The sequence below is a fragment of the Mesorhizobium sp. M0152 genome (genome assembly GCF_040322415.1).
Lineage (GTDB): Bacteria > Pseudomonadota > Alphaproteobacteria > Rhizobiales > Rhizobiaceae > Mesorhizobium.
Genome location: NZ_JAMYTH010000003.1, coordinates 1 through 17,087 on the forward strand (window position 1 = coordinate 1; position 17,087 = coordinate 17,087).

General features: G+C 63.5%; 19 protein-coding genes, 1 other RNA gene and 1 pseudogene. 7 read left to right on the forward strand and 14 right to left on the reverse strand.

Translation table 11 applies throughout. The features are described 5' to 3' along the window. Nucleotides 1–57: 57 nt before the first annotated feature. The 9 genes from NKJ26_RS03945 to NKJ26_RS03985 all read right to left on the reverse strand — a co-directional run bounded on the left by NKJ26_RS03945 (nucleotide 58) and on the right by NKJ26_RS03985 (nucleotide 9,151). Complete coding sequence (locus NKJ26_RS03945; RefSeq protein WP_352693863.1) at nucleotides 58–804, reverse strand: ABC transporter ATP-binding protein; 747 nt, start codon at nucleotides 802–804, stop codon at nucleotides 58–60. After that, entirely contained in the window at nucleotides 801–1,634 is an 834-nt protein-coding gene (locus NKJ26_RS03950; RefSeq protein WP_352693865.1) for an ABC transporter ATP-binding protein, read from the reverse strand. The genes NKJ26_RS03945 and NKJ26_RS03950 overlap by 4 nt, the downstream gene beginning before the upstream one ends. Further along, complete coding sequence (gene nikC, locus NKJ26_RS03955; RefSeq protein ID WP_027026640.1) at nucleotides 1,631–2,557, reverse strand: nickel transporter permease; 927 nt, start codon at nucleotides 2,555–2,557, stop codon at nucleotides 1,631–1,633. Before nikC ends, NKJ26_RS03950 begins: the two co-directional genes overlap by 4 nt. A 121-nt stretch (nucleotides 2,558–2,678) precedes the next feature. Continuing rightward, nucleotides 2,679–3,746 (reverse strand): ABC transporter permease, encoded by a 1,068-nt coding sequence (locus NKJ26_RS03960; protein ID WP_352693867.1) that lies wholly within the window; start codon nucleotides 3,744–3,746, stop codon nucleotides 2,679–2,681. Nucleotides 3,747–3,764: 18 nt separating this feature from the next. Then, on the reverse strand, nucleotides 3,765–5,408 hold the full coding sequence (locus NKJ26_RS03965) for an ABC transporter substrate-binding protein (protein WP_352693869.1): 1,644 nt from the start codon (nucleotides 5,406–5,408) through the stop codon (nucleotides 3,765–3,767). A gap of 228 nt (nucleotides 5,409–5,636) precedes the next feature. Continuing rightward, nucleotides 5,637–6,914 carry a lytic murein transglycosylase gene (locus tag NKJ26_RS03970; RefSeq protein ID WP_352693871.1) on the reverse strand — a complete coding sequence of 426 codons (1,278 nt, stop codon included), beginning with the start codon at nucleotides 6,912–6,914 and terminating at the stop codon, nucleotides 5,637–5,639. Between the two features lie 193 nt (nucleotides 6,915–7,107). After that, nucleotides 7,108–7,713, reverse strand: a complete 606-nt coding sequence (gene recR, locus NKJ26_RS03975) for a recombination mediator RecR (RefSeq protein ID WP_352693873.1) — start codon at nucleotides 7,711–7,713, stop codon at nucleotides 7,108–7,110. 104 nt (nucleotides 7,714–7,817) lie between these two features. Further along, nucleotides 7,818–8,810 (reverse strand): cell wall hydrolase, encoded by a 993-nt coding sequence (locus tag NKJ26_RS03980; RefSeq protein ID WP_352693875.1) that lies wholly within the window; start codon nucleotides 8,808–8,810, stop codon nucleotides 7,818–7,820. Nucleotides 8,811–8,944: 134 nt separating this feature from the next. Continuing rightward, the gene (locus NKJ26_RS03985) at nucleotides 8,945–9,151 is read right to left on the reverse strand and encodes a hypothetical protein (RefSeq protein WP_352693877.1); all 207 of its coding nucleotides are present in this window, start codon (nucleotides 9,149–9,151) and stop codon (nucleotides 8,945–8,947) included. Nucleotides 9,152–9,204: 53 nt separating this feature from the next. Between NKJ26_RS03985 and NKJ26_RS03990 the strand changes: the two genes are divergently transcribed. Next, a complete protein-coding gene (locus tag NKJ26_RS03990) occupies nucleotides 9,205–9,369 on the forward strand; it encodes a hypothetical protein (protein ID WP_352693879.1) in 165 nt (54 codons plus the stop codon). On the opposite strand, the gene NKJ26_RS03995 is transcribed toward NKJ26_RS03990, so the two are convergent. The 3 genes from NKJ26_RS03995 to ffs form a co-directional block, all read right to left on the reverse strand. Continuing rightward, nucleotides 9,366–9,689, reverse strand: a complete 324-nt coding sequence (locus NKJ26_RS03995; protein ID WP_352693881.1) for a YbaB/EbfC family nucleoid-associated protein — start codon at nucleotides 9,687–9,689, stop codon at nucleotides 9,366–9,368. The two genes, NKJ26_RS03990 and NKJ26_RS03995, sit on opposite strands and share 4 nt — an antisense overlap. Nucleotides 9,690–9,720: 31 nt before the next feature. Then, complete coding sequence (locus NKJ26_RS04000; protein ID WP_352693883.1) at nucleotides 9,721–11,538, reverse strand: DNA polymerase III subunit gamma/tau; 1,818 nt, start codon at nucleotides 11,536–11,538, stop codon at nucleotides 9,721–9,723. 105 nt (nucleotides 11,539–11,643) lie between these two features. Beyond that, nucleotides 11,644–11,740: signal recognition particle sRNA small type (gene ffs, locus NKJ26_RS04005), an RNA gene on the reverse strand. 145 nt (nucleotides 11,741–11,885) lie between these two features. On the opposite strand from ffs, the gene NKJ26_RS04010 reads away from it, so the two are divergent. The 5 genes and pseudogenes from NKJ26_RS04010 (at nucleotide 11,886) to NKJ26_RS04030 (ending at nucleotide 14,427) form a co-directional block, all read left to right on the forward strand. Then, the gene (locus NKJ26_RS04010) at nucleotides 11,886–12,305 is read left to right on the forward strand and encodes an HIT domain-containing protein (RefSeq protein WP_027026650.1); all 420 of its coding nucleotides are present in this window, start codon (nucleotides 11,886–11,888) and stop codon (nucleotides 12,303–12,305) included. Nucleotides 12,306–12,342: 37 nt separating this feature from the next. Then, nucleotides 12,343–13,287 carry an NAD(+) diphosphatase gene (nudC, locus tag NKJ26_RS04015; RefSeq protein ID WP_352694268.1) on the forward strand — a complete coding sequence of 315 codons (945 nt, stop codon included), beginning with the start codon at nucleotides 12,343–12,345 and terminating at the stop codon, nucleotides 13,285–13,287. A gap of 31 nt (nucleotides 13,288–13,318) precedes the next feature. Next, nucleotides 13,319–13,624 carry a Dabb family protein gene (locus NKJ26_RS04020; RefSeq protein ID WP_352693885.1) on the forward strand — a complete coding sequence of 102 codons (306 nt, stop codon included), beginning with the start codon at nucleotides 13,319–13,321 and terminating at the stop codon, nucleotides 13,622–13,624. Nucleotides 13,625–13,743: 119 nt separating this feature from the next. Then, a complete protein-coding gene (locus NKJ26_RS04025) occupies nucleotides 13,744–13,998 on the forward strand; it encodes a type II toxin-antitoxin system Phd/YefM family antitoxin (RefSeq protein ID WP_352604850.1) in 255 nt (84 codons plus the stop codon). Then, nucleotides 13,998–14,427: pseudogene (locus NKJ26_RS04030) on the forward strand (type II toxin-antitoxin system VapC family toxin). The gene NKJ26_RS04025 and the pseudogene NKJ26_RS04030 overlap by 1 nt, the downstream one beginning before the upstream one ends. Nucleotides 14,428–14,486: 59 nt before the next feature. On the opposite strand, the gene NKJ26_RS04035 reads toward NKJ26_RS04030, so the two are convergent. Together NKJ26_RS04035 and NKJ26_RS04040 are read right to left on the reverse strand one after the other, a co-directional pair. Next, a complete protein-coding gene (locus tag NKJ26_RS04035) occupies nucleotides 14,487–15,350 on the reverse strand; it encodes a prephenate dehydratase (protein ID WP_032919796.1) in 864 nt (287 codons plus the stop codon). A 36-nt stretch (nucleotides 15,351–15,386) separates the two neighbouring features. Then, nucleotides 15,387–16,115: a 3-deoxy-manno-octulosonate cytidylyltransferase gene (locus NKJ26_RS04040; RefSeq protein ID WP_352693888.1), complete on the reverse strand. Its 729-nt coding sequence runs from the start codon at nucleotides 16,113–16,115 to the stop codon at nucleotides 15,387–15,389. A gap of 193 nt (nucleotides 16,116–16,308) precedes the next feature. Between NKJ26_RS04040 and NKJ26_RS04045 the strand changes: the two genes are divergently transcribed. After that, nucleotides 16,309–16,980, forward strand: coding sequence for a c-type cytochrome (locus NKJ26_RS04045; RefSeq protein WP_352693890.1), 672 nt, complete (start codon nucleotides 16,309–16,311; stop codon nucleotides 16,978–16,980). The last annotated feature ends 107 nt before the right edge of the window (nucleotides 16,981–17,087 follow it).

Genomic DNA, 17,087 nt, shown 5'->3' on the forward strand with positions numbered 1-17,087 from the left:
CCCCTCTGCCCTGCAGGGCAGAGGGGGGCGCGACGGAACGCGACGTGGGAAATTCAGCTACGTTCTCACAAACCCGTCGCTCGCCCTGAGCAGATTGCGCGTATAATCCTTGGCAACACGGCGCTCGACAAGGTCGTTCGCCGCCAAATTCTCCACGGCTTCGCCGCTTTGCATCACCATCAGCCGCTCGCACATATGGGTGATGATGGCGAGGTCATGGCTGACCATCAGGAAGGTCAGCTTGCGCCGCCGGCGGACCTCCTCAAGCAGGTTGAGCACCTCGGCTTGCACCGAGGCATCGAGCGCCGAAGTCGGCTCGTCGAGCAGCAGGACCGACGGTTCGAGGATGAGCGCACGCGCGATCGCCACGCGCTGGCGCTGGCCACCCGACAATTGGTGCGCGTAGCGGAAGCGGAAACCATTGCCGAGACCGACTTCGTCGAGCGCCCGCTGGATGCGCTTTTCGCCGTCGGCAAAACCGTGGATGGCGAGCGGCTCCTGCAGCAGGCGGTCGACGGTCTGGCGCGGATGCAGCGAGCCGTACGGATCCTGGAAGACCATCTGCACTTCGCGGTAAAACGCCTTGTCGCGGCGTGCGCCAAGCGCCTTGCCGTTGACGGTGATGCTGCCCGAGGCGACCGGCGCAAGACCGGCGATCGCGCGCAGCAGCGTCGATTTGCCGGAGCCGGATTCGCCGACAAGGCCGAAGGATTCGCCAGGCTGCACGTCCAGGCTGACGCCCCTCAGCGCGCGAAAGCGGTCGAAGATCACCTCCAGCTGATCGACGGCGATCGCGGACGTCATGCCGCCCACTCCGGCTTGCGGTCGAGCACCGGCAGGGGGTGACGGTCGGCGCCGATCTTGGGCATGCAGTTGAGCAGGCCGCGCGTGTAGGGATGCTGGGCCTGGCCGAGTTCGGACGCCTTGAGCTGCTCGACCACCTTGCCGGCATACATGACGATGACGCGGTCGCAGAAGGACGAGACCAGGCGCAGATCGTGCGAGATGAAGATCAGCCCCATGCCGCGCTCGCCGACCAGCCTGTCGAGAATGCCGAGCACGTCGAGCTGCACGGTGACGTCTAGCGCCGAGGTCGGCTCGTCGGCGATCATCATTTCCGGTCCAGCGATGAGCATCATGGCGATCATGGCGCGTTGGCCCATGCCGCCCGACACCTCGTGCGGATGCAGGTCGAAGACGCGCCGGGGATCGCGGATCTGCACCGCCTCCAGCATGGTCAGCGCGCGATCGCGGGCCTCGGCCTTGGAGACCTTCTCATGTGTGCGCAAGGTCTCGACGATCTGCCGGCCGATGCTCATCACCGGGTCGAGCGAGTATTTCGGATCCTGCAGGATCATGGCGATGCGGTTTCCCCGCAACGCCCAGCGTTCGCGTGGCGAGACGCCGAGCAGGTCGATGCCGTCGAAGGCCAATTTGTTCGCCGATATCCGTGCTTGCGGCGGCGTCAGCCCCATGATGGCGCGGCCGGTCTGCGATTTGCCGGAGCCGGATTCGCCGACGATACCCAGCCGTTCGCGGCCGAGCGTGAAGGAAACGCCGCGCACGGCCTGGACCAGGCCGGTGCGGGTCGGAAAATCGACCCGAAGATCGTCGACCTCGAGAAGCGTGCTCATTGATCACCGCTCCGCGGATCGAGCGCGTCGCGCAGGCCATCGCCGAGCAGGTTGAAACCGAGGCTGACGATCAGGATGGCGAAGCCCGGCGCGCCAGCCACCCACCATTGGTCGAGCACGAAGCGGCGGCCGGAGGCGATCATCGTGCCCCATTCCGGCAGCGGCGGCTGCGCGCCGAGGCCAAGAAAGCCGAGACCGGCGGCGGTCAGGATGATGCCAGCCATGTCGAGCGTCACCCTTACGATCAGCGAGGATATGCACAATGGCATGATGTGGCGCAGCACGATGCGGAAAGGCGAGGCGCCCATCAGCTGCACCGCCTTGATGTAATCGGAATTGCGCACGGTCAGGGTTTCGGCACGGGCAATTCGGGCATAGGGCGGCCAGGAGGTGATGGCGATGGCCAGCACCGCGTTCTCGATGCCGGGACCGAGAGCGGCGACAAAGGCCAGCGCCAGGATCAGCTTGGGGAAGGCGAGAAAGATGTCGGTGATGCGCATCAGGATGGCATCGGTCCAGCCACCGGCATAGCCGGCGACGGTGCCGACCAGGAGACCGATGGGTGCTGCGATGATGGCAACCAGAATGACCACGTAGAGGGTCCAGCGTGAGCCGTAGAGGATGCGCGACAGGATATCGCGGCCGAGATCATCGGTGCCGAACCAGTGCTCGGCGCTCGGCGCCAGCAGCCGCGCGTTCTTCAGGTCGCCAATGGTCGGTGAATAGGGTGCCAGCACGCCGGCAAGGGCAGCTATCACCAGCAGCGCGATGATGATCAGCAGGCCGAGAAAAGCCAGCCTGTTGGCTGAAAAGCGCCGCCACGCGATATAGGCGCGGCCGAGCCTGGCTTGCATACGCGATGCCGGCCGCTCCGACAGCAACCATTCGCGACGGGAGAGAGGGCCGGCGTCGGAGGCGGTCATGACAATGCCTTTTGAAGCCGTCGGCCCCCACTCGGGTCTGCTTCGCGGACCACCTCTACCCCGTCCGGAGGAGAGTGGGGGTGACTGGCCGCAGCCAAGCCCGAAAGTGCGATACCTCTGCTCATCGAACCTTGGTCCTCGGATCGAGCACCCGATACAGCAGGTCGGACAGGAGATTGATGGCGATGAACACCGAGCCGATGACGATGGTGCCGCCGAGCACCGCGTTCATGTCGGCGTTCTGCAACGAATTGGTGATGTAGAGGCCGATGCCCGGCCAGGAAAAGACGGTCTCGGTCAGCACCGAACCCTCGAGCAGCCCGGCATAGGAGAGCGCGATCACCGTCACCATCGGCACGGCCGCGTTGCGCAGCGCGTGGGCCCAGATGATGCGGCGCTCCGACAGACCCTTGGCGCGCGCGGCGACGATATATTCCTGGGCGAGTTCGTTGAGCATGAACGAGCGCGTCATGCGGCTGATATAGGCGAGCGAGAAATAGCCGAGCAGCGAGGCCGGCAGGATGATGTGACGGAAGGCGTCGTAAAAGACATCCCATTGCCCCTGCATGGCAGCGTCGAGAAGATAGAAGCCGGTGATCGGCGTGAAAGTGTATTCGTAGACGACGTCCAGCCGAGCCGGGAACGCCACCCATTGCAGCTTGGCATAGAACAGGACCAGCCCAAGCAGGCCGAGCCAGAAGATCGGCACGGAATAGCCGATCAGGCCGATGACGCGCACGATCTGGTCGATGATGCTGCCGCGCCGGACCGCGGCCAGCACACCAAGCGGAACGCCAAACAGCGCACCGATCAGTGTCCCCAGCGTCGCCAGTTCCGTCGTTGCCGGGAGGGCGCGGCGGATGTCGGTCATGACGGGATTGGTGGTCAGCACGGAAATGCCGAAATCGCCGCTCAGCGCATGCTTCAGATAGATATAGAACTGCTCGATCAGCGGCAGGTCGAGACCCATTTCGCGGCGCGTTCGTTCGACGACATTGGCGGGCGCCCGGTCGCCGAGCACGGCCAGGACCGGGTCGATCGGGATGACGCGGCCGATGAAGAAAGTAACCGCGAGAAGACCAAGATAGGTCGTCACCGCGATGACCAGGAAACGGCCGATCGACGAGAAAATGGCAACGGCGCGGGCGCTGCCGCGCCCGGCCATCATTTGGCTTTCAACCGCGCTCATGCGGCGTGTCCGCGGGCACTATTCCTTGGAAACCGGCCCGACGAAGTTGGTATCGAAGCTCGGGCCGAGCGCGAAGCCCTTGAGGTTCTTGCGCAGGCCGGCCACTTCGAGCTGCTGGTGGATGACGACGAACGGGCTGGTGTCGAGAATCTTCTTCTCGAGGTCCTGATAGGTCGCGGCGCGCTTGGCCGCGTCCTTTTCGAGCAGAGCCGCTTCCGTCTGCTTGGTCAGATCCGGAATGTCCCAGGCATTGCGCCAGGCCAGCGTCTTGGTCTTGCCTTCGTCCGAATTGTCCGGGTTGGAGGCAAAGGTCTGCGCATTGGAGTTGGGATCGAAATAGTCCTGGCCCCATTGGCCGATATAGATGTCGTGATTGCGCGCGCGGTATTTGGTCAGCGTCTGCTTGCCGTCGCCCGGAATGATCTCCAGCTTGATGCCGGCCTGTCCCAGCGTCTGCTGGATCGATTCCGCCATGCCGGTGGTCGGCTGGCCGGTGCGGACGTCCATGGTTACGCTGAAGCCGTCGGCCAAGCCGGCCTTGGCCAGCAGTTCCTTGGCCTTGGCGACGTCGAGCTTGAACGGATTCTCGTCCAGCTCGCCGAGCACGCCCTTGGGCAGGAAGGTCTGGTGGATCTCGCCGATGCCCTTGAGAATGGTCGAGCTCAGCGCGTCGTAGTCGACCAGATACTTGAACGCCTGGCGCACCTCGGGCTTGGCGAGATTCGGGTTCTTCTGGTTGAGGCTGATGTAGTAGACCGTGCCCTTGGGGGCGCTGGTGGACGTCAGATCGGCATTCTTGGCGATGGCGTCGAGGTCGTTCGGCTCGAGGTTGCGGGCAACGTCGATGTCGCCGGCCTCGAGCGCCAGGCGCTGGGCCGAGCTTTCCTTCATGTTGCGGTAGATGACCCGGGCAAGCTTGGCTTTCTCGCCATTGTAGTTGTCGTTGCGCTCGAGCACGACGGCCTCATTGGCGCGCCACTCACGCAGCTTGAAGGCGCCTGAACCGGCGTAACCGGTCTTCAGCCAGGCATTGCCGAAGTCGTTGTCCCATTTGTAGTCGGCGCTCGGCGTTACCGGGGCGACATGTTCCTTGACCAGCTTGGCGTCTACCACCGAAGCGACCGTGGCCGACAGGCAATTCAGCACGAAGCTCGGCGCGTAGGCCTTGTCGACGGTGAACTGGAAGGTGGTGTCGTCGACGGCCTTGGCCTTCTCGGCGGCATTGTCCCCGGTGAGGCCGAACTGATTGATGATGAAAGCCGGCGGCTTGTCGAGCTTGACGGCGCGCTCGAATGAATAGGCGACGTCGGACGCGGTAATCGGGTTGCCGGAGGCGAATTTCAGGCCCGGCTTGAGCTTGAACGTGTAGGTGAGGCCGTCGTCCGAGATCGTCCAGCTTTCGGCGAGATCGGGCTTGACCTTGGACGTGTCGCTGAGGTCGAGACGGACCAGCAGGTCATAGGTGTTGCCGGTGACCTCGGCGGTCGACAATTCGAACGCCTCGCCCGGGTCCATGGAGATGATGTCGTCGATCGCGAAGCCTTCGACCAGCGTGTCCGCCGGCGTGACCGCGAAAGCCGGTGCGATGCCGATGAGCAGCGCGGAGACCGCCGCCCCCGCAAGCAAGCTACGAGAGCGAAGAGCAAGTTTTTCCATCATCATCGTGATCGTTCCCTGTTTTGTTGGTTACCTGAGTTCCCGGCTCAGGGTGGAGCATTCTTTGGGGTCAGCAACATGGACCCCCAACTGCTTACCGTCGTGGTTTTTGTCCAGTTGGTCAACACCCTATCCGGCAGCCTGCCAACCGGCAACGAGCATTTGCACGGCAGCGTATTGGGCCAGAATGAGCCGTGATGCGTCGATGCATACGCCGGCTAATTGAATCGCCAGCTACTTCAGCGCGGCGACCAGGCCCGCATCGGGAAAGCAGGTAGCGGCCTCGCCATTCTTGGCCTGCCATTTGCCGATCGAGCGGCGCGTCTTGAAGCCGGGCAGCCCGTCGGCGCTGCCGACATCGTAGCCCTTGGCCTCCAGTGCTCGCTGCAGCGCGGCAATGTCGGAGCGGTGGAGCCCTCCGACCGCGCCCCAACTGCCGGCAAAATTCGAGTCGCCGTAGGCGATGCGATCGGCGCCGTGGCCGATGAACAGCGCGTAAAGGTCGCTGGTGTTGTATTGCTTCAGCACGTAGAAATTGGGCGTGGCGATGAAGGCCGGGCCGCTGCGCCCGGCAGGCATCAGCAGAAACCCTTCGGCTTTCAACTCGCTCGCCGGAAACGCCTTTCCGCCGACGCGCCTGATGCCCATATCGGCCCATTGCGAAATTGACTTGCCCTGGTCCGGGCCTTCAAGCGAACAGGAGACGCTCGCAGGCACGGTGACCTCGAAACCCCAGCCCCGTCCCTTCACCCAGCCATAGTGGACGAGGTAATTGGCGATCGAGGCCAGAACGTCCGGCGTCGAGTTCCAGATGTCGACGCGGCCGTCGCCATCAAAATCCACCGCATGTTTCAGGAACGAGGTCGGCATGAACTGCGGCTGGCCGAGCGCGCCGGCCCAGGACGATTTCATGGCATTGACCGGAGCCAGTCCGCGCTCGGCGATCTCGAGCGCCGCCAGAAGCTCGGTGCGGAAGAAATCCTTCCTGGTCGACATGAATGCCTTGGTGCCGAGCACCTCGAAGGCATCGTAAGGCATCTTCGCCGCGCCGAAGCCGGTCTCGCGACCCCAGATCGCCAACAGGATCTCGCCCGGCACGCCATAACGCTTTTCTATTGCGGCAATGGTCCTGGCATTGGCGGCTTCGCGCGTCCGTCCGCCCGATGTCACCGCACCAATCGTCTTCTCGGCGAAATAGGCGCCGGGCGAGCCGAATTCGGCCTGGTGCTGCTTCTGCGGCGTCGTCGCCTTCTCGCCGGGCATGACCAGGTCGGGCAGCTTGAGATTGGGCTTCACGCCGTCGAAGGCGGCGGCGAAGGTGTTTTTGGAGATGCCTTTGGCCTTGGCGTCGGGCCAGAGATCGGTTTGGAGCCAGGTGCGGAACTGGTCGTCGATCTTGGCGGCTGAGGCGAGGGTGATGAGGAGGAGGAGAGCCAATGCAGTTAGGAAAAACGCAAAGCAGAACTTGCGGAGGCCGCGTTCTGTGGCGCCCCCCTCTGGCCTGCCGGCCATCTCCCCCTCAAGGGGGGAGATCGACTGTTGTCTCTGCCTTCGCCAAACACCGGCGTTGAAAAGGAAATGCCTGCTGCAAAGCTGCCAATCTCCCCCCTTGAGGGGGAGATGTCCGGCAGGACAGAGGGGGGCGCCACAGAACGCTAACTTTTGAGGATGCGGGATCATCGTGACAAGCATCCCCCCAACCCCGTCAAAACGCCGTCCGCGAGCGCAGTGCGGCGGCCAGCGTGCCTTCGTCGAGATAGTCGAGTTCGCCACCGACCGGCACGCCATGCGCCAGCCGTGTTATCTTCACCTCGAAACCGGACAGTTGATCGGTGAGGTAATGCGCGGTCGTCTGGCCCTCGACCGTGGCGTTGACGGCAAGGATGATCTCCTTGACCTCGCCGCCGGCGACGCGGTCGACCAGTGAGCGGATGTTGAGCTGGTCGGGACCGATGCCGTCGAGCGGCGACAGCGTGCCGCCGAGCACGTGGTAGCGGACATTCATCGCCGCTGCCCGCTCCAGCGCCCAGAGATCGGACACGTCCTCGACGACGATCAGCGTGGCGGCGTCGCGGCGCGGGTCGGTACAGATCATGCAGGGGTCGGACGTATCGACATTGCCGCAGGTGGAGCAGATGCGCACCTTGTCGGCGGCCTCGCCCATGGCGACGGCGAGCGGCGACAGCAACTGCTCCTTCTTTTTGATCAGATGAAGTGCGGCGCGCCTGGCGGAGCGGGGCCCAAGCCCCGGCACCTTGGCCAGGAGCTGGATCAGGCGTTCGATCTCGGGACCGGCGATTCGCTTGGACATCGCTCTGATCTAGGATTTTTCAGAGCGCTTTGGAACATGCCCCGTCCGCACGACCCGTCATATCGGGCCGGCGGAGCATTGGGCGGACCATTGGAGTGCGGAGATCAGTTGGTTTCCAGCGGCCGGCCCTGGCTGACGATCATCGCGCCGATGGCGTCGGTGTTCTCAGGCGTCGACTGGAAACTCATTGACGCCTCTTGCGGCGCGTCTTGGACAGAACTGATGACCCGGCTGTTCAAGATTCCGCCAAAACGGGCGGCATCCGGTTCCTCCATAGGCTCCTGCATCGCGACCATTGTCGGTTTCACCGAGACACGCCCGGACTTCGCCGTCGGCGCCACGGCGGCTGTCACATAGGTCAGTTGGGTAGGGACGATCTTGGATGAGCGCACCGGTTCCGCCGCGGCAGTCACATAGGCCTGTTGTTGTGCCGGAGCAGTGCGGACAAGCTTATTGTCCGAACGCGCCGGCTCCGCCGAAGCAACCATCGTTGCTGAAGTGGCCGGCTTCACCGTTTCGGGCGTCGCCGAAGCAATAGCGACCGTCGGCTCATCCGGCAGCGGCTGCCAGTTGCGGCCGCGCTTCTCGTAGAAGGCATTGCCGCCGGCAACCATGGTGTAGTGCATGTTGTTGTAAGGGAAGCGCAGCCCGGCGGTTTGGAAATACATCGTGTTCTTGAGCTTGGCCTTGCGCTCGCCCTTGAGCACGGCGTCGGCGGCTTCCTCGACATCGGGCATCGCCCGCGAATTCATCGGTCTGGTCATGACGCCCGGCGCGAACTGCCCGCGCTCACCCACCACTTCGCAAATGGTGCTGCCGTGATTTCCGGAGCGCAGCCGGTTCATCACCACCGTGCCGACGGCGATCATGCCGTCGCGGCTCGACCGGTTGGACTCGAAGAACATCGCCCTTTCCAGGCATTCCTTGTCCTTCGGCGTGTGGCTGTAAGCTCGCGAGCTGAGGAAACTGGGCGTGATGGCGTCGGTCAGACTGGCGACGGACATGCCGTGCGAAGTGGTCTGACTGCAAGCGGCCAAAAACAAGGGAGACGTAACGACGCCGAGCAACAGCGGCGTCTTCCATCGCGTGGCAATCAACAGGTAACCCTCTCACTTCCAGTGCCCGCCCCCAGGCTGCGGCAAGAATGAGACACTTTCAGGCGAAATGATGGCTAAAACGTTATTAATGGCCCACTGTTGCCGATTTGGCACAGATAGATGGCTTTTTCCGGTTACCGCAAGGCCGCAATCGTGGCCGGCTGACCAGGCTCGACCTCTTCGATCTTCTCCGAAAACAGGCCGCGACCGAGAAACAGCGCCCGCGCCTCCCTGGCCACCGGCGCGATCTTTGCCGGCCAGTCGCTGTCGATGAACTCGGCCCTGGTGAAATCGGGATTCGTTTCGCTGGCCGCCTCCAGCAATTCGGCGATATCGAGCACGATCGCTCGTTCGCGCCTCGAAGCGCCGACGTGCCGGCCTCGATGGAGGGGCGATGCACGAAGTCCTCGAACAGATAGAAGTAGCCCTTGATGCCGACGAGATCGACGCCGGCGTCGCAATCGGCAAGGATCTCCAGAATGTCGTAGATCCTGTTGCGGATGCGTTGCTCGATCAGTCTTTCGGACGGCTCTTCGGGCATGGACGCACCGAACGCTAGAAGGGCAATTTCATTCCCGGCGGAATCGGCAGGCCGGCGGTCAGCGCCTTGGTCTTTTCCTGCATGATCTGCTCTACCTTCACCTTGGCGTCGTTGTGCGCTGCCAAAAGCAGGTCCTCAAGGATCTCGACATCGTTCTCCTTGAACAGGGACGGATCGATCTTCAGCGACTTCATCTCGAATTTTCCGGTCAGCGTGACGCTGACAAGGCCGCCGCCGGCCTGGCCGGACGCTTCCAGCGTCGCGATCTCGTCCTGCATGGCCTGGAACTTGGCCTGCATTTCCTTCGCCTTGCCCATCAGGCCGAGAAGATCTTTCATGGTCGGGGTCCTTTGCGGGTTCGTGGCTGGATCAGGTCTCGTCGTCGTCCGCCGGCGGCTCGACCGGCACTTCGGCTTCGTCGGCGTCGGCTTCCGGGGCATCGGGAATGCGCACGTCGATGATCTTGGCGCCGGGAAAGCGGGCCAGGATAGCGGCCACGGTCGGATCGCTTTTGGCATCGAGAAACGCGTTCTCGCGCTTGGTCGATTCCATCTCGGCCAGCGTCTGGCCGCCCTCCTCCTTCGACAGCGACACCAGCCAGCTGCGGCCGGTCCAGGCGCGCAGTTTCGTCGTCAGATCGTTGAGCAGCAGCTTGGGCGCATCCTCGGTAAGGCTGACGTCGATACGGCCGGGCTCGATACGCACGAGACGAATGCAGCGCTTGACCAGCACCTTGAAGGCGATGTCGCGCTGGGCGTCGGCAAGGGCAATGATGTCGGCCAGCGATTTCAACGGTACCGGCTGCGTCTCCGGCACCGGTTGCGGGGGAGCAACGAAGGCGACGGGAGCAGGCGTGGCTTCGACCAGCCGCATCGTCTGCGCACCGCCCGATCCGCCGGGCATGCGCGTCTGCGCCACGGCGCTGGCGCCACCGCCGGTGCCGGGAGCCGCGGGAGCCCCGTTCGGGCGCGAAGCGCCATTTTGAACAGGTGCTGTGCCTTCCAATGATCGCAGCGCCTCGTCCAGCGTCGGCAGGTCGGCGGCGTGCGCCAGCCGGATCAGCACCATCTCGGCCGCACTGACCGGCCGGTTCGAGGACTGCACCTCCGGAATGCCCTTGAGCAGCATCTGCCACGTCCGCGACAGCACCCGGACCGACAGCGCCCTGGCGAAATCCGCGCCGCGCTGGCGCTCGTCCTGCGACAGCGCCGCATCGTCGACGGCGGTCGGCACGAAACGCAACCGGGTAACGAGATGGTTGAACTCGGCAAGGTCGGTCAGCACGGCGGCCGGGTCGGCGCCGGTATCGTATTGCGCGCGGAATTCGGCCAGGGCCGCCGCCACGTCGCCCTTCATGACATGTTCGAACAGGTCGACGATGCGGGCGCGGTCGGCCAGGCCCAGCATCGCGCGGACCGCGTCGGCGCTGACGGAGCCGGCGCCATGCGCGATCGCCTGATCGAGGATGGAGAGCGAATCACGGGCCGAGCCCTCGGCGGCGCGCGCAATCATCGCCAGCGCGTCGTCGTCGACCGAAATGCCTTCCTTGGCCGAAATCGAGGAGAGATGCGCGACCAGCGCGCCGGCGTCGATGCGCCGCAGATCAAAGCGCTGGCAGCGCGACAGGACGGTGATCGGAACCTTGCGGATTTCGGTGGTGGCGAAGATGAATTTCACATGCGGAGGTGGTTCCTCCAGCGTCTTCAGCAGGCCGTTGAAGGCCTGCGTCGACAGCATGTGAACTTCGTCGATGATGTAGACCTTGTAGCGGGCCGAGACCGGCGCGTAACGCACGCGCTCGATGATGTCCCGGATGTCGTCGATGCCGGTATGGGAGGCGGCGTCCATCTCGATGACGTCGACATGGCGGCCTTCCATGATCGCCTGGCAATGCTCGCCAAGCACGGCAAGGTCGACCGAAGGCTGGTCCGATGTGGCGGTCTTGTAGTTCAGCGCCCGCGCCAGGATGCGCGCGGTCGTGGTCTTGCCGACGCCGCGCACGCCTGTAAGCATCCAGGCCTGGGCGATGCGGCCGGTGGCGAAGGCATTGGTGAGCGTACGCACCATCGGCTCCTGGCCGACCAGCTCGGAGAAGTTCGAAGGACGGTATTTGCGCGCCAGCACGCGATAGGCGCCGGCCTTGCCATTCTCCAGGCTATTCGGCCCCGAATTTCCGGCTTCGCTCATTCGCCCGTAAAGCTCCAAAAGGCCGCGTTCGAAAGCGGCCGATTCCTGCGCATAGTCTCGCCCGCGCTGCAATGCGTCGTCAATGTCGCGAGAGGGTCCGATGAGGTGGGAGGCTGGAACAATGACCCGTTCCGGGCTCGTTAGGGCTGCTTCCTTCCGGACCTGACCCGGTTGGCGAGTGGATCGTCCACCACCAACCTCCCGCTGTCCATATCGGCAATTCGGAGATGAAATGCAAGAGCACAGGCAAATAGGCACCACGGACCACGAGATTCGCTTGCGGCCCCGGTGCAGCCGCTCTAGCGTTCATGAGTTTGAGAAAAACACGATCAGCAAGGGAAACGCCTATGTTGCCGGGCCTGAAGGCCGGATTCACGCTGGACGCCCGGCTGGAGGCGGACAGCGAGCAGTTGATGTGGCTTGGGCTGTGCGAATTGCGGGTCATGAACGATCGCCGCTGGCCATGGCTGCTTTTGGTGCCGCAGCGGCCGGGCGTGGAGGAAATCCACGACATGACCCCGCTCGACCAGACGATGCTGACCTTCGAGACCAATATGGTGGCGCAGGCGCTGAAGAAGGTGACCGGCTGCACCAAGATCAACACCGGCGCGCTCGGCAACATCGTGCGCCAGCTGCATGTCCACGTCGTCGCCCGTTCGGAACACGACGCCGGCTGGCCCGGCCCGGTGTGGGGACACGGGTTGCGCGAGCCCTATGAGCGTTCCGAATTGCGCCGGTTTGCCCAAACGATAAAGGCGGCGCTATAAGCCTTGCTCCTGTCCATCCCGAAACATCATGGTCCACATGAGCTTCCACCTGTTTGACGCGCCCTTGCGCGAGCCGAGCCAGTTCGTCGGCTTTGCCGGCAATACGATCGACCGGCAATCGGAGAACCGCGCCGACGATTCGGTCGACAAGGCGCTCGCCGATCCGACGACGCGGCTGCTCCTGATGAGTAGCGGCCGGCTCTATCTGAAGCTCGGCGATGGCGTCGGTCTCGATCCCTGGTTCGGCATCGCCGAGAGTGAGCCGTTCCTGCCCTTCCTCGCCCGAGGCGTCCTGCTCGGCTTTTCCGAACGAGGACCCGTGCTGGCTGTTCCGGCCGGTCTCGACGCCGAACAACTGCCCGAAACCGTCAAGGCTATCGATTACCGCTCGGTGTACATGCAAGGGCTGATCGACGAGGCGGCGGCCGGCGCGATGGCGCAAGGGGCCGCCCTGCTTGCCTGGCATGCAAGCCATCGTTTCTGCAGCAAATGCGGTACAGAATCGCAGATGCGGGCCGGCGGCTACAAGCGCCATTGCCCGAATTGCGCCACAGAACATTTTCCGCGCACCGACCCGGTGGCGATCATGCTGACGGCGACGCGGGAGAAATGCCTGCTCGGGCGCGGCCGGCATTTCGCGCCGGGCATGTATTCGGCCCTGGCCGGCTTCATCGAGCCGGGCGAGACGATCGAGGCCGCGGTGCGCCGCGAAACGCTGGAGGAGGCCGGGATCCGGCTCGGCCGCGTCGTCTACCACGCCAGCCAGCCCTGGCCGTTTCCCTATTCGCTGATGATCGGCTGCTTCGGCGAGCCGCTCAACGAGGACATCCAGGCCGACCTCGACGAACTGGAAGACTGCCGCTGGTTTGCCCGCGACGAGGTCAGCCTGATGCTGGCCAGGGAACACCCCGGCAATCTGATCACGCCGCCGAAAGGCGCCATCGCGCATCACCTCATCCGCGCCTGGGTCGACAGCGAATAGCCAACACTGAAAGTCATTGCAGGAGAGACAAATGATCCGTCACACCGTCGTCTTCACGCTGAAACATCCGCCGCACTCGCTGGAGGAAAAGCGATTCCTCGTCGACGCCAAGAAAATCCTCACCGGGATCCGGGGCGTCACGCATTTCGAGCAATTGCGGCAGGTCAGCCCCAAGAACGATTATCAGTTCGGCTTCTCGATGGAGTTCGCCGACCAGGCCGCCTATACCAGGTACAACGACCATCCCGATCACGTCGCCTTCGTGCGCGACCGCTGGATGCCGGAAGTCGAGACCTTCATGGAGATCGACTATGTGCCGCTTGGCGCGGTGATTTAGAAGCGCACGACATCCAGTCCCGGTCGTGGTCGACAGTTGCCACTCGAGGTCCGAACCTTGCAATTCCTGCTCAAGCGGATTGAATGTAGTTACGCAACTACATTTTTTGCGAGGCTGATATGATCGTCACCACGCTTTCGGGCCGCGAGCTCAATCAGGACCTTGGCCGTGCAAAACGCGCCGCCAAGGAAGGACCCGTGATCATCACCGACAGAGGGCGGCCAGTGCATGTCCTCTTATCGTTCGAGGAGTACAAACGGCTCACCGGCAAAACGCGATCGCTCGGCGACATGCTAGCTGCGCCGGAAGCTGGAGGCCTTGATTTGCCGCTCCCGCCCCGCACAGAACATGCCAAGCCAATAGACTTGTCCTGATGCTGTTGCTCGATACCAATGTCGTGTACGAACTGCGAAAGGTAGCGAGCGGCAGGGCGCATCCCAATGTCGTGCTATGGAACGAGACCGTCGATCCTGCCGAACCTTTATCTCCTCCGTGGTCCTGCACGAACTGGAGATTGGTGTACGACTGGTGGAATGGAATATCATGATGCCATTGCGGGCAAAGTGCTGCGCAATTGGTTGGAAAACGCGGTTCTCACAACATTTTCCGGTCGAATCCTGTCTCTGGACGAGGCGGCGGCCGTTCAGGCGGCCCAATGGCATGTGCCCAATCCCAAACCGATCAATGACGCCTATATCGCAGCCATGGCCTTCACCCGGCGCATGACGCTGGTGACGCGCAACATCGGGGATTTCGAGGGAACTGGAGTGGCACTCGTAAACCCGCGGGACTTCCAGGGATAGGTCCAAGTCATTGCATGTCGTCGTCCCCAAAACCGCTGCGCAGTTTTGGGCGACACACCCTAATCCGCCACCTTCCACTGCTCGCGCGACTCGCTGGCCGGATAGACGCCGAGGATGCGCACCTCGCGCGAGAAGAAGCGCAGTTCGTCCAAGGCCAGCTTTACCAGCGGATCGTCGGGATGGCCCTCGATGTCGGCGTAGAACAGCGTCGCGGTGAAAGCGCCCAGCTGGTAGCTCTCCAGCTTGGTCATGTTGATTCCGTTGGTGGCGAAGCCGCCCATCGCCTTGTAGAGCGCGGCCGGCACGTTGCGGACGCGGAAGATGAAGGTGGTCATCATCTTGACGTCCGGCGACGGGCGCTCGGCCCATTGCTTGTTCTTGGTCAGGACGACGAAGCGGGTGACGTTGGAATCTGTGTCCTCGACATTTTCCTCGATGATATCGAGCCCGTAGAGCGCTGCTGCCAGTCTCGGCGACAGCGCGGCCATGGTACGGTCCTTGACCTCGGAAACCATCTTGGCCGCACCCGCCGTGTCGCCGGCGACGATCGCCTTCCAGCCATTCTTGCGGATGTATTTGCGGCACTGGCCAAGCGCGTGGATGTGGCTGTGCACGGTCTTGATCTCGTCGCGCTTGACGCCGGGCAGCACCATCAGCTGGAAATGGATCGGCAGGAAGTATTCGCCGATGATGTGCAGCTTCGATTCCGGCAGCAGATGATGGATGTCGGCGACGCGCCCGGCAATAGTGTTCTCGATCGGGATCATGGCGAGGTCGGCCTTGCCGGTCTCGACGGCGTTGAACGCATCCTCGAAGGTCGGGCACGGCAACGGCTCCATCGAGGGATAGACGTTGCGGCTGGCAGTGTCGGAATTGGCGCCCGGCTCGCCCTGGAAGGATATTCTGTTGGTCTTTTCAGGCATGCCGATACTCGATCCAAAGGCTCTGTTCGAAGAGATTCAGTTTGAAAGGATGGTTCTGGCGCGTTCCAGGTCTTCCGGCGTATCGACGCCGAGCGGCAGCGACTGGACGATTTCGGCGTCGATGCGCATGCCGGCTTCCAGCGCCCGCAGCTGCTCCAGCCGCTCGCGGCGCTCCAGCGGCGACGGCTTCAGCGCGACGAAGCGTTCCAGCGCGGCGCGACGATAGGCATAGAGGCCGACATGGTGGTAGAGCGGCCCCTCGCCCCACGGCGCGGTGGCGCGGGTGAAATAAAGCGCCCTCAGCCTGGTGTCGGACAGCGGCGAACCGACGATCTTGACGACATTGGGATTGGTCTTTTCCTCGTCGCGGACGATCTCGACCCCGAGCGTAGCGATATCGACCGCCTCGTCCTCGAACGGCCTGAGCGAGGCGATAATGATGCCGGGATCGATGGTCGGCAGGTCGCCTTGTACGTTGACGATGGTTTCGACCTTGCGTTGCGGGTCGAGCGCGAGCAGCGCCTCGTGGATGCGGTCGGAACCCGATTCATGGTCCATGCGCGTCATCACGGCTTCGAAACCATGCTCGCGCACCGCGTCCGCCACGCCTTGCGTGTCGGTCGCCACCACGACGCGGCCAAGGCCGGCCTCGGCCGCGCGGCGGGCAACATGCACGATCATCGGCGCGCCTGATATGTCGGCCAGCGGCTTGCCCGGCAGGCGGGTCGAGGCCATGCGGGCCGGGATCAGGATCAAGGTGGACATCGGTATGGCGAGGCGTTCGAAAAGAGGAGGGGGAAAGTGGCAAAAGGTCTCACTGGAAGCGCCCTTATAGGTGTTGCAACGCCCAAGCAAAAGACCTAGTTTCCGCGCGATTTGACCGGCTCTGGAGGGCAGGTCTCGATACCGACGGACGGAGTGGACGGATCGGTCCGCCGGAAAAGGGAGCAAGGGGCGTATGGATTCCAACGAAGTCAACAAGCTGCTCGCCGGATTGCTCGGAACCGTTTTCGTGGTCTTCTCGGTCGGCATCGTGTCGGACGCGCTGTTTGCCTCGCCCGCTCCGGAAAAGCCCGGCTTCGCCATCGAGGCCGCCGAGCCCGCCGAAGGCGGCCCCGCCGCTCCGGCAGCAGCCGAAAAGCCGATCGCCGATCTTCTGGCCAACGCGAGTGTCGAACAGGGCGCGGCCATCTTCAAGAAATGCCAAGCCTGCCATTCCGGCGAAAAGGGCGGTCCGAACAAGGTCGGCCCCGATCTGTGGGACGTCGTCGACCGTCCGGTCGCCTCTCACGAGGGCTTCGCCTATTCGGCGGGCATGAAGGAATATTCCAAGGGCGGCACCGAGAAGTGGACCTACGATAACCTCAACCACTTCATCACGTCGCCCAAGAAAGACGTGAAAGGCACGGCGATGGGCTTCGCCGGCCTGCCGAAGGAAGAAGACCGCGCCAACGTGATCGCCTATCTGCGCACGCTGTCGGACAATCCCAAGCCGTTGCCGGCGCCGGGGGCGGCGGCCGATGCGACCGCGCCCGCGGATGGCGCCGCCCCGGCGAAACCGGCCGAGGGCGCCGCGCCGGCCAAGCCTGCCGCGCCCGCGGCTCCGGCCGCACCCGCCCCGGCCCAATAAGCCGATATCATCGCGATGACCTTGAAAAAGCCGGGTTCAGCCCGGCTTTTTGTTGGGCAGAACGCATATGCGGCGACAAAGCCGCGCATGGCGGTTTTCACGAGCGC